This is a genomic window from Streptomyces argenteolus, from assembly GCF_042902585.1.
GTDB lineage: Bacteria > Actinomycetota > Actinomycetes > Streptomycetales > Streptomycetaceae > Streptomyces > Streptomyces argenteolus.
The window spans coordinates 82,582-96,865 of the sequence record NZ_JBIBEG010000008.1 but is presented as its reverse complement, the minus strand read 5'-3'; the positions used below and the strand labels follow the sequence as shown (position 1 = coordinate 96,865).

General features: G+C 71.5%; 11 protein-coding genes. 6 read left to right on the top strand and 5 right to left on the bottom strand.

What is annotated here, in order from left to right; genetic code table 11:
- Positions 1-144 precede the first annotated feature (144 nt).
- From ACFY8O_RS25940 to ACFY8O_RS25915, 6 genes are read left to right on the top strand one after another with little or no spacing between them, the layout of a single operon-like run.
- A complete protein-coding gene (locus ACFY8O_RS25940) occupies positions 145-1,506 on the top strand; it encodes an MFS transporter (protein ID WP_145809248.1) in 1,362 nt (453 codons plus the stop codon).
- On the top strand, positions 1,506-3,242 hold the full coding sequence (locus tag ACFY8O_RS25935) for a dihydroxyacetone kinase family protein (protein WP_387906278.1): 1,737 nt from the start codon (positions 1,506-1,508) through the stop codon (positions 3,240-3,242). The genes ACFY8O_RS25940 and ACFY8O_RS25935 overlap by 1 nt, the downstream gene beginning before the upstream one ends.
- Positions 3,242-3,721, top strand: a complete 480-nt coding sequence (locus tag ACFY8O_RS25930) for a ribose-5-phosphate isomerase (RefSeq protein WP_387906275.1) — start codon at positions 3,242-3,244, stop codon at positions 3,719-3,721. Before ACFY8O_RS25935 ends, ACFY8O_RS25930 begins: the two co-directional genes overlap by 1 nt.
- Positions 3,721-4,518 (top strand): triose-phosphate isomerase family protein, encoded by a 798-nt coding sequence (locus ACFY8O_RS25925; RefSeq protein ID WP_387906273.1) that lies wholly within the window; start codon positions 3,721-3,723, stop codon positions 4,516-4,518. The genes ACFY8O_RS25930 and ACFY8O_RS25925 overlap by 1 nt, the downstream gene beginning before the upstream one ends.
- On the top strand, positions 4,503-5,300 hold the full coding sequence (locus ACFY8O_RS25920) for a sugar phosphate isomerase/epimerase family protein (protein ID WP_387906270.1): 798 nt from the start codon (positions 4,503-4,505) through the stop codon (positions 5,298-5,300). The genes ACFY8O_RS25925 and ACFY8O_RS25920 overlap by 16 nt, the downstream gene beginning before the upstream one ends.
- The gene (locus ACFY8O_RS25915; RefSeq protein ID WP_387906268.1) at positions 5,300-6,169 is read left to right on the top strand and encodes a phosphogluconate dehydrogenase C-terminal domain-containing protein; all 870 of its coding nucleotides are present in this window, start codon (positions 5,300-5,302) and stop codon (positions 6,167-6,169) included. The genes ACFY8O_RS25920 and ACFY8O_RS25915 overlap by 1 nt, the downstream gene beginning before the upstream one ends.
- 258 nt (positions 6,170-6,427) lie before the next feature.
- Here the strand turns inward: ACFY8O_RS25915 and ACFY8O_RS25910 are convergent, their stop codons facing one another.
- The 5 genes from ACFY8O_RS25910 to ACFY8O_RS25890 form a co-directional block, all read right to left on the bottom strand.
- On the bottom strand, positions 6,428-7,915 hold the full coding sequence (locus ACFY8O_RS25910) for a peptidoglycan D,D-transpeptidase FtsI family protein (protein WP_145809260.1): 1,488 nt from the start codon (positions 7,913-7,915) through the stop codon (positions 6,428-6,430).
- A 135-nt stretch (positions 7,916-8,050) separates the two neighbouring features.
- A complete protein-coding gene (locus ACFY8O_RS25905; protein ID WP_145809262.1) occupies positions 8,051-8,896 on the bottom strand; it encodes an LLM class F420-dependent oxidoreductase in 846 nt (281 codons plus the stop codon).
- Between the two features lie 156 nt (positions 8,897-9,052).
- Positions 9,053-10,621 (bottom strand): APC family permease, encoded by a 1,569-nt coding sequence (locus ACFY8O_RS25900; RefSeq protein WP_387906265.1) that lies wholly within the window; start codon positions 10,619-10,621, stop codon positions 9,053-9,055.
- A gap of 308 nt (positions 10,622-10,929) precedes the next feature.
- Positions 10,930-12,849 carry an AMP-dependent synthetase/ligase gene (locus ACFY8O_RS25895; RefSeq protein ID WP_387906262.1) on the bottom strand — a complete coding sequence of 640 codons (1,920 nt, stop codon included), beginning with the start codon at positions 12,847-12,849 and terminating at the stop codon, positions 10,930-10,932.
- Positions 12,850-12,974: 125 nt separating this feature from the next.
- Entirely contained in the window at positions 12,975-14,252 is a 1,278-nt protein-coding gene (locus ACFY8O_RS25890; protein WP_145809268.1) for an acetyl-CoA C-acetyltransferase, read from the bottom strand.
- Between the last annotated feature and the right edge of the window lie 32 nt (positions 14,253-14,284).

The following is a 14,284-nucleotide window of genomic DNA, read 5'->3' as shown; positions in this document are numbered from 1 at the left end:
CTTTGGTAAATTGGTGACCAATTTAGATTCCGGAGCTAGCTTGGGATTGTTCACCGGCTGGAAACACGAGCTTCAACGGTTCGACTTCGCCTGCCGGAGTAGACCAGAACCGGACAAAGCGGTCCGCAAGCGAGGAGTCTTCCCATGGGCGCCACTGCGCATTCAGCCATCGAGAGATCAGCGATCAGGAAAGTCTCGATCCGGCTCGTCCCCTTCGTGGCCCTGATGTTCTTCGTGAACTACCTGGACCGCACGGCCGTCTCCTTCGCCGAGCCGAACGGCATGGGGCAGGACCTCGCACTCACCGCGGCACAGTTCGGCTTCGCCTCGGGCGTCTTCTTCATCGGCTACATCATTCTCGAAGTGCCCAGCAACATGGCCCTGCACAAGTTCGGCGCCCGGCGCTGGCTGGCCAGGATCATGGTGAGCTGGGGCATCGTCGCCCTCCTCTTCACCTGGGTGCAGAACAGCGAGCAGCTGTACACGCTCCGCTTCCTGCTCGGGGTCGCCGAGGCCGGGTTCTTCCCCGGCGCGATCCTCTTCCTCAGCCAGTGGGTGCCCTCCCGGCACCGTACGAAGGTGCTCGGCCTCTTCTACCTCGCGCAGCCCCTGACCACCGTCATCGGCGCCCCGCTGGCCGGCTGGTTCATCAACCAGCACGGGCTGTTCGGGCTGGAGGGCTGGCGCGTGATGTTCCTCGGCGTGTCCGTCCCCGCGATCCTGCTGGGCGTCATCGCCTGGTTCTACCTGATCGACAAGCCGGCCGACGCGAAGTGGCTGACCGCCGAGGAGAAGAACTGGCTGACGACGGAGCTGGCCGCCGAGAACGCCGGCAAGACGGGAGCCGACGAGAGGAGCAGCCACGGCAGGCAGGCCCTGAAGGCCGCCTTCACCAACGGCCGCGTCTGGACCCTCGCCCTCATCTACTTCGGCTTCATCTACGGCCTGTACGCCCTCGCCTTCTTCCTGCCGACGATCATCAACGACTTCCAGGAGCAGTTCGGCACGACGTTCAGCGTCATGGACAAGGCCCTGATCACGGCCATCCCCTATCTCCCGGCCGCGGTCGTCCTCTTCTTCTGGTCCCGCCACGCCACCCGGCACGGCGTCCGCACCTGGCACATCGCGGCCCCGGCCGTCGTCGGCGGGATCTCCATCCCGGTCGCCCTCTACATGGGCTCACCGGCCGCGACGATCGCCGTCATCACCGTCACCGCCTGTGCGATCTTCGCCGCGCTGCCGGTCTTCTGGTCCGTCCCCTCGCAGTTCCTGACCGGCGCGGCAGCCGCCGCCGGTATCGCCCTGATCAACACCGCGGGCAACGTGGCCGGCTTCGCCGCCGGATACGTCACCGGCTGGCTGAAGGACTTCAGCGGCGCGTACTACCTGCCGCTGTTCCTCGTCGGGGCCTTCATGCTCATGTCCGCCGCGCTGATGCTGTGGCTCGCCAAGCGGTCCGAGGGCCGCGACGCGCACCACGGCCGGCCTCTCGCAGAGGTTCGCTGATGACCCGCCTGTCCAACGACCCCGCCGCCTTCGCCGACGAAGCGCTCGAAGGATTCGCCGCCGCCCACCCCCGCAGGGTCCGCCAGGTCCCCGGCGGGGTGGTCCGGGCCACCCGCACCGCCCCCGGCCAGGTCGCCGTGGTCGTCGGCGGTGGCTCCGGGCACTACCCGGCCTTCTCCGGGCTGGTCGGCCAGGGCCTCGCCCACGGCGCGGCGGTCGGCAACGTCTTCGCCTCGCCCTCGGCCCACCAGGTGCGCCGGGTCGCGCAGGCGGCCGAGACCGGTGGCGGGGTGCTCCTCGCGTACGGGAACTACGCGGGCGACGTCCTGCACTTCGGCGAGGCGGCCGAGCAGCTGGCCGCCGAGGGCATACCCGCCCGCACGGTCGGCGTCACGGACGACATGTCCAGCGCCTCTCCCGAGGAGGCCCACAAGCGCCGTGGTGTCGCCGGTGACCTGGTCGTCTTCAAGACGGCCGCGGCGGCGGCCGAGGCCGGGCTGCCCCTCGAAGAGGTGACCAGGATCGCCGAGCTGGCCAACGCCCGTACGCGGTCCTTCGGCGTCGCCTTCTCCGGCTGCACCCTGCCCGGTGCGGGCCGGCCGCTGTTCACCGTGCCGGAGGGCCGGATGGCCGTCGGGCTCGGCATCCACGGCGAGCCCGGCATGGGCGAGCGGCCCGTCCCGACCGCCGACGAGGCGGCCGAGCTCCTCGTCTCCACCGTGCTCGGCGAGCTCCCCGAGGGCGTCGCCTCACCGCGCGGGCAGCGGGCGGCGGTGATCCTCAACGGCCTCGGCTCGGTGAAGTACGAGGAGCTGTTCGTCGTCTACCGGCGGGTCGCGCAGCTCCTGGAGGAGGCCGGTGTCCGGGCCGTGGACCCCGAGGTCGGCGAGCTGGTCACCAGCTTCGACATGGCCGGCGTCTCGCTCACCCTGTGCTGGCTGACCGACGAGCTGGAACCCCTGTGGACGGCCCCGGCCGACGCCCCCGCCTACCGCAAGGGCACCGTCGAGGCCGCGGACCTGATCACCGGCGACGCGGCGGCCGAGGCGGCCGACGAAGCCGTCCCACCCGCCTCCGGGGTCTCGCGCGACGCGGCCCGCACCGCCCTCGCCGCCCTGCGCGTCCTCAAGGACACCGTCGACACCCACGCCGAGGAGCTCGGCCGGATCGACGCGGTCGCCGGCGACGGCGACCACGGCATCGGCATGCAGCGCGGCTCCACCGGGGCGTACGAGGCGGCCGTCCGCGCCGAGGCGCTCGGCGCCGGGGCCCGGACGCTCCTGTACCGGGCCGCCGACGCCTGGGCGGACCGGGCCGGTGGCACCTCGGGCGCCCTGTGGGGCGTCATCCTCCGGGCCGTCGGAACCGCGCTCGGCGACACCGCCCGGCCCACGGCCCCGGTGGTCGCCGCGGGGGTCTCGGAGGCGGCGGCAGCCGTCATGCGCCTCGGGAAGGCGGAGGTCGGCGACAAGACGATGGTCGACGTCCTCGTCCCCTTCTCCTACGCGCTCACCGCCGCCACCGACGCGGGACAGCCCCTGGCCGCCGCCTGGGACACGGCCGCGCACTCCGCGTCCGCCGCCGCGGAGGCGACGGCCGACCTGCTCCCCCGGATGGGCCGCGCCCGCCCGCACGCCGGGAAGAGCCTCGGCACCCCGGACGCCGGAGCCCACTCGCTCGCCCTGATCGTCCGTGCCGTGCACGGAGTGTTCGTACCCACCCTGGAGAACCACTGATGTCCGAAAAGCTCCGCATCGTCGTCGGCTCCGACGACGCCGGCTACGCGTACAAGGAAGCCCTCAGGCAGGACCTGGAGGCCAGCGGCCTCGTCGCCGCCGTCACCGACGTGGGTGTCGACGCGGACGGGCTCACCGCCTACCCCAAGGTGGCCATCGCCGCCGCCGAGATGGTCGCCCGCGGTGAGGCCGACCGTGCCCTGCTGGTCTGCGGCACGGGTCTCGGGGTGGCCATCGCCGCCAACAAGGTCAAGGGGATCCGGGCCGTCACCGCCCACGACTCCTTCTCCGTCGAGCGCGCCGTCCTCTCCAACAACGCCCAGGTCCTCACCTTCGGCCAGCGGGTCGTCGGCCTGGAGCTGGCCAGGCGGCTGGCCGCCGAGTGGCTGACGTACCGCTTCGACGAGGCGTCGGCCTCCGCCGCCAAGGTCGCGCTCATGGACGCCTACGAGAACAACCAGCAGGAAGCCGCAGCCTGATGTCCGCCCCGCAGAGCCCCCGGGTCACGATCGGGGTGAGCCTGAAGATGTACTTCGGCCACCACCAGACCCTCAACTGGGCCCGCAGCATCGCTTCCCTGGCCGCCCGGCACCCGGCGGTCACCGGCGGCACGGCCGAACTGTTCGTGCTGCCCGCCTTCCCCGCCCTCGTCCCGGTCACCGGCATCCTGGCCGGTACGGCGGTACGGACCGGGGCGCAGGACCTGGCGAGCGAGGACTCGGGCCCGTACACCGGCGAGGTCAGCGGCGCCCACCTGTACGAGATCGGCGCGCGCTACGCCGAGGTCGGCCACGCCGAGCGCCGCCGGCTCTTCGGCGAGGGCGACACGGTCGTCGCCGCGAAGACCGCCGCCGCCCTGCGCAACGGCCTCACGCCGGTGCTCTGCGTCGGCGAACTCGACCAGGTCGCGCCGGCGGAGGCCGCCGCCCGTACGGTCGCCGAGGCCGAGCGCCTCCTGGCCACCGCGGCCCACGACGGCCGGCCCGCCCCGGTCGTCCTCGCCTACGAACCGCAGTGGGCCATCGGCGCCGCCAGGCCCGCGTCCCCGGAGCACATCCGCACGGTCTGCGAGGCCCTGACGGCGTGGCTCGCCACCCAGCCGGCCCTGGCCGGCAGCCGCGTGATCTACGGCGGCAGCGCGGGCCCCGGCCTGCTGACCGAGCTGGGCTCCTGCGTCGACGGGCTGTTCCTCGGCCGCTTCGCCCACGACCCGGCGGCGGTGGAACGCATCCTCGACGAGACACGGGAAGGGGCTTTCGCGTGTCCTACGGCCTGAGCACCTACGCCTACTTCTGGCGCCTCTCCGACCGGGCCCCCCGCCCGCTCACCCTCGACGAGATGCTCGCGCAGACCCGGGAGCTGGGCGGCGAGGTCTTCCAGATCTGCGACTACCCGCTGATCGAGACGTACGACGACGAGCGGCTCGACGCCCTGCGTGCCACGGCCGCCGGGCACGGCATCACGCTGGAGCTCGGCACCCGGGGCGTCGGCACGGAACACCTCGCCGCCTACCTCCGCATCGCACGGCGCCTGGGCGTCACCCTGGTCCGCTCCATGCTGAACACGGCCGACCACCGGCCGACGGTCGCGGAGGCCACCGCCCTGCTGCGCGAGACCGTCCCCGCCTACGCGGCGGCGGGCGTCACGCTCGGTCTGGAGACCTACGAGCAGGTCTCCACCGACGACCTGCTGGCCGTCGTACGCGGTGTGGACAGCCCGCACCTCGGCGTCGTCCTGGACCCGGGCAACAGCGTGGCCCGGCTGGAGCGCCCGGTGGACGTCGTCGACGCCACCGCCCCCTACGTGGTGAACATCCACGTCAAGGACTTCTCGTTCTCCCGCCGTGACGGCTGGGTCGGCTTCACCTTCGCCGGCTGCCTTCTCGGCGAGGGCCTGCTCGACCACCGCCACATGATCGACACCGTCGGGGCGGACGAGCGCGGCATCAACCAGATCGTGGAGCACTGGCTCCCCTGGCAGGGCGATTTCGAGGAAACCGCCCGCCTGGAGGACCGGTGGACCCGGCACAGCATCAACACCCTTCTGAGGAGCAAGTAATGGCCACCGGATCCAGGACCGTCGCCGTCATCGGGGCCGCAGGTAAGATGGGCCGGCGCGTCTCCGACAACCTGGTCGAGAGCGACTTCACCACCCTCTTCGCCGAGAACTCCCCCAAGGGCCAGGAGCTGATCCGTGAGCTCGGCCGCGAGCTGACGGACAGCGCCGACGCCGCCGCCCGGGCCGACGTCGTGATCCTCGCCGTCCCGGACGTCGTCCTCGGCACGGTCTCCGAGCAGCTCGTCCCGGTCATGAAGCCCGGCGCGATCCTGCTGACCCTGGACCCGGCCGCCGCCTACGCCGGTCTGCTGACCCGTCGCGCGGACGTGCACAACGCCGTCGCGCACCCCTGCCACCCGTCGGTGTTCCTGGAGCGCACGACGAAGGAGGAGTGGGCGGACACCTTCGGCGGCATCGCGGCCCCGCAGGAGGTCGTGGCCTCCTTCGAGCCCGCCGCCGAGGCGGCCGACCCGGCGGCCCAGGAGCTGGCCGAGGCCGTCATCTCCACCATGTACGCCCCGGTCGTCGAGGTGCACTGGGTGACCGTCAAGCAGCTCGCGGTCCTGGAGCCGACCCTCGTCGAGACGATCGCCTGCATGGTCGGCGCCCTGCTGACCGAGGCCCTCCACGAGACCGTGCACACCGTGGGCGTCCCGGAGAAGGCGGCCCGCGCCATGCTGCTCGGCCACACCCAGGTCGCTCTGGCCAACACCCTCAAGGGGTCCAACCCGTTCTCCGACGCGTGCCTGATCGCGATGGACTACGGGCGCGAGTCGATCGTCCGTGACGACTGGAAGAACGTCTTCAAGGACGATGAGCTCGACAAGGTCATCACGCGCATGCTCAAGATCAAGGAGATCAGGCGCTGACCCGGTCCTGAAGACCGGTTCACCGCGCGGTGCTCCCGCACGGCCGGCCGGGCTCTCCATCAGGGGTGGAGGGCCCGGCCTTCGCGCGTGGACCGGGGGACCCGCGAACCGGGCAGCAGCCCCACCACCGCACCAGGCACCGGTGGAACCCACCGCCCGGCCCGCCGAACGGCAGCGGCCCCCGCCCGGGGTACCGGACGGGGGCCGCACAGGGTTTCGGCGCCTGGGCCGAGGGCTGCCGTGAGCAGGGGCGCCGCCCTACTTCCGGAGCAGCACCGCCTCCATCACCTTCTTCGCGATGGGGCCACCGAGGCCACCGCCCGAGATGTCCGAGCGCGAGATGTCCATCGCCGTCGGGTCGATGAAGACGGCGACCGCCACCGACTGCCCGTCGGACTTCTTGCCGTACGAGACGAACCAGCCGTACGGGACTTCCTTCGTGACGTCGTTCCCGCGCTGCGCCGTACCCGTCTTGCCGCCCACCGTCACACCGTCGATCAGCGCGCGCTGCGCACTGCCCTCCTTGGCGGTGAACTCCATCATCTCCTGGACCTTCTGGGCGGTCTCCGCGGAGACGGCCTGGCTCTTCAGCTCGGGCTCGTGCTTCTCCAGGGTGGACAGGTCCGGGCCGCGCAGTTCGTCGACGATGTACGGCTGCATCAGCTTTCCGTCGTTGGCGAGGGCCGCCGTGACCATCGCCATCTGCATCGGGGTGCTCGTGAGGCTGCCCTGACCCATGCCGGTGAGGGCGGTGCCCGGCTTGTCCAGCTCGGCCGGGTAGAGGCTCTTGGTGGCGAGCATGTCGCCGAAGGACTCGGAGTAGACGTCCGCGTTGAAGCCGAACTTCTCGGCGGTCTCGCGCATCCCCTCGTCCCCCACCTGCAGGGCGGCGTCCAGGAAGACGTTGTTGCAGGAGTACTGCATGGCCGTCTTCATCGACGCCTTGCTGCACGTCGCGTCGCCCGCCTCGCTGCTGATCGTGCTCGACGACAGCGGCAGCTTGTACGGGGAGGTCGCCTTGCTCGGCGCGTCGACGTCCGTGACGACGCCGTGCTCCAGGGCGGCGGCGGCCGTCAGGATCTTGAAGGTGGAACCCGGCGGGAAGGTCTCCCGCAGGGGCCGGTTGGCCAGCGGCTTGCTCTTCGCGTCCACCAGGCTCTGGAACTTGTCGCCCTCCTTGAAGGAGTTGCCGGCGAACACCGAGGGGTCGTACGAGGGGGTCGAGACCAGGGCGAGGACCTTGCCGGTCGCCGGGTCGAGCGCGACGACCGCGCCCCGTGCGTCGAGGTCGGTCAGGCCCTTGTAGGCCGCCTCCTGCGCCTTCGAGTCGATGGTGGTGATCACATCGCCCCCGCGCCGCTCCTCACCGGTGAGGATGTCCTTGGCGTGCCGGAAGGCGAAACGCTCGTCCTGGCCGCTGAGGATGGGGTCGTACGTCTTCTCCAGGAGGGACATGCCCTGCGCCTGCGAGGCGTAGCCGGTGACGGGGGCGTACATCGCGCCCTGCTTGAAGGTGCGCTGGTACTTGAAGTCGGTCCCCTCGACCTCCTTCGACCCGGTGATCGCCTTGCCGTCCACGATGATGTCGCCCCGTGGCGTGGCGAACTGGGTGATCTTGACGCGGCGGTTGTGCTCGTGGGTGGCCAGCTCCTCGCTCTTGGCGAACTGGATCCAGTTCGTCCTGATCAGCAGAGCCAGCATCAAGAGCCCACAGAAGATGGCTATGTGCCGCAACGGCCTGTTCATCGTGCTCCCGCTCCCAGGCAGCCGGGCACACACGCCCACGGGCCGCACCATCGATGTCCGGAGGTGATAGATGCGATTTTAGCGTCGCCGGTTCCACCGGAAGATCACCCTGACCCGTTCTCGTTCACGGGTTCCTCACAGGTACGCCGCGAAGGCGTCCAGCGCCCGCAGCACCTCGGCGTCCCCCGCCGGGGGCAGCTGGAGGACGACCTCCTCGACGCCCAGATCCGCGAAGTACGCCAGCTTGCCCGGCGAGGGCATCACGGCGTACGGCACCACCTGGAGCTGCTCCGGGTCGCGCCCCGCCTCCTCCCAGGCCGCGCGCAGCTTCGGCACGGACTCCGACAGGCCGCGCCCGCCGATCGGCAGCCAGCCGTCCGCCTCCCGGGCGATCTGCGCGAAGAGCCTGGGGCCCGCCGCCCCCCCGATCAGGGTGCGCGGACCGCTCACCGGACCGCGCGGCTTCCGCACCGGCTTGGGGTAGGCGTGGCTGGCCTGGACCGAGCCGAACTCGCCTTCGTACGCCGTCGGTTCCTCGGCCCACAGCGCCCGCATCAGGGCCAGCCGGTCACTGCCGAGCGCACGCCGGGTCGACCACTGCACCCCGTGGTCGGCGGCCTCCTCGACGTTCCAGCCGAAGCCGATGCCGAGGGTGAGACGGCCGCCCGAGAGGTGGTCGAGCGTGGCGGCCTGCTTGGCCAGGTCGATGGGGTCGTGCTGGGCGATGAGCGTGATGCCGGTGCCGAGCGCCAGCCGTTCGGTGACGGCCGCTGCCTGCCCCAGCGCGACGAAGGGGTCGAGGGTGCGGCCGTATTCGGCCGGCAGCTCGCCGCCCGCCGGGTAGGGCGTCCGGCGGCTCACCGGGATGTGGGTGTGCTCGGGCAGGTACAGCCCGTCGAACCCCCGCTGCTCCAGTTCCCGGGCGAGCCGTACCGGCCTGATCGTCTCGTCGGTGAGGAAGATCGTTGTGGCGATCCGCATGCGAGGCACCTCCGTCGTCGTCCGTGACGGCACCACGGTATGCGCTCACCCGCGCCCACGAGTCCCCTCCCGCGGACCCTGATTCCGGTTCGGCCAGCTTCGCGTCCCCGGGGACCGGGTCGAGGCGCTGGGCTGCCGGCGCGCCGGCTGACCCGCTCAGTCGCTCACCACGAGGGCCGGGGTCTCCTTCGTCAGCACCTCGCCGCGGAAGAACGCCGGGCTGCGGCGCCGCATGGCCTCCATCAGCACCACGCCGAGCAGCAGCAGCCCGACGCCGATGACGAAGACGGAGCCGACGCCGAGGACCGAGGAACCGGAGCCGTACGCCGGGTCCCACATGTCGTACAGCGTCTTGCCGAAGACCGCCGTGAGCAGGATGCCGCCGGCGACGGGGCAGAGGCCCTTGAAAACGAGGTCCCGGAGGGAGCGGGTCAGCTCGCCGCGGAAGTACCAGGCGCAGGCGAAGGCGGTCAGCGCGTAGTAGAAGCAGATCATCAGGCCCAGCGCGTAGATGGTGTCCACCAGGACGTGCTCGCTGACGAGGGTCATCACCGTGTAGAACACCCCGGTCGCGACGCCCGCCACGACGGTGGCCTTCCCGGGGGTGCGGAAGCGGGGGTGGACCCGGGCGTAGGAGGCGGGCAGCGCTTCGTACGCCGCCATCGCCAGCACCGTGCGCGCCACCGGGATGAAGGTGGTCTGGAGGCTCGCGGCGGCCGAGGCCAGCACCGCGAGGAAGAGCAGGATGCCCAGGCCGGGACCCATGACCGGACCGGCGAGGGCGGCGAAGACGTTGTCGGAGGTGTCCGGGTTGGCGAGGCCGAGCCCGGTGTCGCCCGCGCCGACGGCCATCTGGGCCGCGATGCCGGTGGCGAGGTAGGAGCCGACCAGGACGACCATCGCGATGAGAGCGGCGCGGCCGGGCGTCTTCTCGGCTCCGGTGGTCTCCTCGTTGGCGGTCAGGCAGGTGTCCCAGCCCCAGAACATGAAGATCGAGAGGGACAGGCCCGCCGTGAAGGCGGCGAAGGACTGGACCGCGAACGGATTCAGCCAGGACCAGGAGAAGTCCGTCGACGTCGCGGCGAAGTCACCGCTGCCCGCCTTCTGCACGGCCATCACCACGAAGACGGCGAGGACGACGAGCTGGAGGGCCACGAGGGTGTACTGGATGCCCTTGGTGGCCGTCATCCCCCGGTAGCTGATCGCCGTAGCCACGGCGATCAGGAGGAGGCAGGTGAGGATGTGGACCGGCTTGCTGTCGTCCAGCGCCGCGACCGACCCGCTGCCGGAGATCTCGCCGGCCAGCAGCCAGAAGTACGAGGTGGCGACCCCCGCGAGGTTGGACAGGACGATGATCGTCGCGATGACCAGACCCCAGCCGCACATCCACCCCAGGCGCGGCCCGAAGGCCTTCACCGTCCAGGTGAAGGAGGTGCCGCAGTCCGGCACCGCCTTGTTGAGCTCGCGGTAGGCGAAGGCGACCAGCAGCATCGGGAGGAAGCCGGCCAGGAAGACGGCGGGCATCCGCACACCGACCTCGCCGGCGGTGGAGCCGAGCGTGGAGGTCAGGCAGTACACGGGGGCGACGGTCGAGATGCCGAGGACGGCGCTGCCCATGAGCCCGACGGAATTCCCGCCCAGGCCCTTCTCGCGTACGCCACCCTCGGCAGGGGCGCTCGCCCTTACCGTGTCTCCGGCCTGTGGCCGCGCGTCCAGCTGAGTCATGGAGAGGACGGTATGCGCTGCGATTTCCACATCCGGAGGATGAGACTCCGACGTCTCACCCTTGACCGTCCACAGCGCTAAGCCACTTGAGCCAACAGATCAAAGGCTTGAGATGAACAGAGCATTGCAATCAACGCCTCCGCGGGGACCGTGACGGCGTACGGGAATCGCAGCCCTGCCCGTTTTGTGGCGGTTCAAAAATTTCCCGCCGGGTACTTCCAGGTCCTCGGCCCCCCCCGCGCTCCGCACGCAGGGGGCACCGGGCCCCCGTGCGTACGGAGCAAGGCCTCCCGGGCCGGACGGGCGGCCTACTTGCGGTACAGCTCCTCGATCTCCGCGGCGAAGTCCCGCGCGATCGCGTCGCGCTTGAGCTTCAGCGACGGGGTGAGATGGCCGCTCTGCTCGGTGAAGTCCTGCGGCAGGACCGCGAACGTGCGAATGGACTCGGCACGCGAGACCAGCCGGTTCGCCTCGTCGACCGCGCGCTGGAGCGCCGAGCGGAGTTCCTCGTCGTGGACGAGCTCGCGCAGGGGGATGCCCTCCTTCTTCCGCATCCGGCGCCAGTGGGCCAGGCCGTCCGGCTCCAGGGTGATCAGGGCGCTGATGAACGAGCGGTTGTCGCCGACCACCATGCACTGGCTCACCAGGGGATGGGCGCGCAGCCAGTCCTCCAGCGGGGCCGGGGTGACGTTCTTGCCGCCGGACGTGATGATGATGTCCTTCTTGCGGCCGGTGATGGTGAGGTAGCCGTCCTCGTCCAGGGCGCCCACGTCGCCCGTCGGGAACCACTCGCCGTCCAGGTACGGGGCGGCCTCGCCGCGCTCGGTGTCCCAGTACCCCCGGAACACCTGGCCGCCGCTGAGCAGGACCTCCCCGTCGTCCGCGATCCGTACGGCGGTGCCGGGCAAGGGCCAGCCCACCGTGCCGAGGCGCGGTTTGAGCGGCGGGGTGACCGTGGCCGCCGCCGTGGTCTCCGTCAGGCCGTAGCCCTCGAAGATCTGGATGCCCGCCCCCGCGTAGAACGCGGCGAGCCGCCGTCCCAGGGGGGAGCCACCGCAGATGGCGTACCGGACGTGCCCGCCCAGGGCGGCGCGGATGCGGCGGTAGACCAGCGGGTCGTACAGGGCACGGGCGGCGCGCAGCCCGATACCGGGGCCCGGGCCCGTGCCGTGCTCGGCGGCCTCCACCGCCTCCCCGTACCGCTGCGCGATGCGGGCCGCGCGGTCGAAGGAGGAGGCGCGGCCCATCTTCTCGGCGGTGGCCCGGCCGGTGTTGTAGACCTTCTCCAGGACGTACGGGATGGCCAGCAGGAACGACGGCCGGAAGCCCGCCAGGTCCGCGAGCAGGTCCTCGGTCTGGATGGAGGGCGCGTGCCCCAGCCGCACCCGGGCCCGCAGGCAGCCGATCGCGACCATCCGGCCGAAGACGTGGGAGAGGGGGAGGAACAGGAGGGTGGACGCCGGGTACTTCGACACCGACCTGAAGACCGGGTGGAGCAGTTCGATGGCGTTGTCCACCTCGGCGAAGAAGTTCCCGTGGGTCAGGACACAGCCCTTGGGACGGCCCGTGGTACCCGAGGTGTAGATGAGGGTGGCAGGGCTGTCGGGTTCCAGGGCGGCCCGCCGGGCGGCGACGGCCTCGTCGGGTACGTCCTTCCCGAGCGCCTTCAGCCGCCCCATGGCGCCCGTGTCGAACTGCCACAGATGCGTGAGGTCCCCGAGCTGCTGGCGCTCCTGGCTGACCAGCCGGCCCTGCTCCTTCGACTCCACGGCGCACGCGACGGCTCCGGAGTCCTGGAGGATCCAGCGCGTCTGGAAGGCCGACGAGGTGGGGTAGACGGGCACGGTGACCAGCCCCGCAGCCCAGGCGGCGAAGTCGAGCAGCGTCCACTCGTAGGTGGTGCGGGCCATGATCGCGATCCGGTCCCCGGCCTGGAGCCCTTCCGCTATCAGGCCCTTGGCGACGGCGTGCACATCAGCGGCGAACTCCGCCGCCGTCATGTCCGTCCAGCCGCCGTCCGCCTGCTTACGGCTGAGGACCGCCTCGGCGGGGGCCTCCCGGGCGTTGTCGAAGGGGATCTCGGCGAGCGAGCCGCGCCGCACGACCGGTGCGAGCGGCGGCACGGAGACCTCCCGTACGGTGCCGTCCGCCGCTCTGACCTTGGTCGGCTCGACGAGGACGGGAACGGCGGGCGCGGCGGTTACGGCGGCGGGGGCGGGCGTGGACACGAGCGGCTCCTCGGCATGGGGTCCGGCGGCGGTCCCGTCCCTGGGGCCGGCACCGGTGCGGCTGCTGGATGCGTGGGGTCGTTCACGTACGGGTGGGCGGGTCCTGCTGGCGTCGTCGCGGAGGGTCAGGGGCGCTCCAGGATGGCGGTGACTCCCTGGCCGCCCGCGGCGCAGACCGAGATCAGACCCCGGCCGGGCCCGTCCCGCTCCGCCAGGAGCGCGGCCAGCGTCGCCACGATACGGGCGCCCGTCGCGGCGAAGGGGTGCCCGGTGGCGAGGGAGGAACCGGCCACGTTCAGCTTGTCCCTGTCGACGGCGGCGAGCCCCTGCTTCTCCCAGGCGGCCAGGGTGGCGAGCACCTGGGAGGCGAACGCCTCGTGGATCTCGAAGAGGTCGAAGTCCTCGATGCCCAGACCGGCCCGCTCCAGCATGCGCGGCACCGCGTGGGCGGGCGCCATCAGGAGCCCGTCCTCACCGTCCACGTAGTCCACCGCGGCCGTCTCGTACAGCGACAGGAAGGCCAGCGGCTCCAGCCCGTGCGCCGCGGCCCACTCCTCGCTCGCCAGCAGGACGGTGGCCGCGCCGTCGGTGAGCGGGGTCGAATTGCCCGCCGTCATCGTCGCGTCGGGGTGGCCGGCGCCGAACACCGGCTTCAGCGTGGCCAGTTTCTCCACCGTGGAGCCGGGACGCAGATTCTGGTCACGCTCCAGGCCGAGGTAGGGCACGACGAGGTCGTCCAGGAAGCCCCGGTCGTACGCCGCGGCGAGCCGCTGGTGGCTGGTGGCGGCCAGCAGGTCCTGCTCCTCGCGGGTCACCCCCCACTTCCGGGCGGTGATCGCCGCGTGCTCACCCATCGAAAGCCCGGTGCGAGGCTCGGCGTTGCGCGGGATGTCCGGGACGAGATGGCTGGGCCGGACGGCCGCCAGCGCCTTGAGCCGGGCACCCGCCGACCGGGCGCGGCGCGCCTCCAGCAGGATCCTGCGCAGCCGGTCGTTGACCCCGAGGGGCGCGTCGCTCGTGGTGTCCGCTCCGCCCGCGATCGCCGAGTCGACCGCACCGAGGGCGATCTTGTTGGCCGCGGCGACGACGGCCTGCAGACCGGTGCCGCACGCCTGCTGGATGTCGTAGGCGGGGGTACGCGGATCGAGGGCGGAGCCGAGCACCGTCTCGCGGGCCAGGTTGAAGTCGCGGCTGTGCTTGAGGACGGCCCCGGCGACGAACTCGCCGACCTGCCGGCCCCGCAGGCCGAAGCGCTCGACGAGGCCGTCCAGCGCGGCGGTCAGCATCTGCTGGTTGGAGGCCTGCGCGTAGGGGCCGTCGGAGCGGGCGAACGGGATGCGACTGCCACCGACGACCGCGACACGGCGCGGCTGGGGGAGTGCGAGGGGAATCAACTCGACCAACTCATCTCGACAAGTCCTGACCCTTGAGTAAC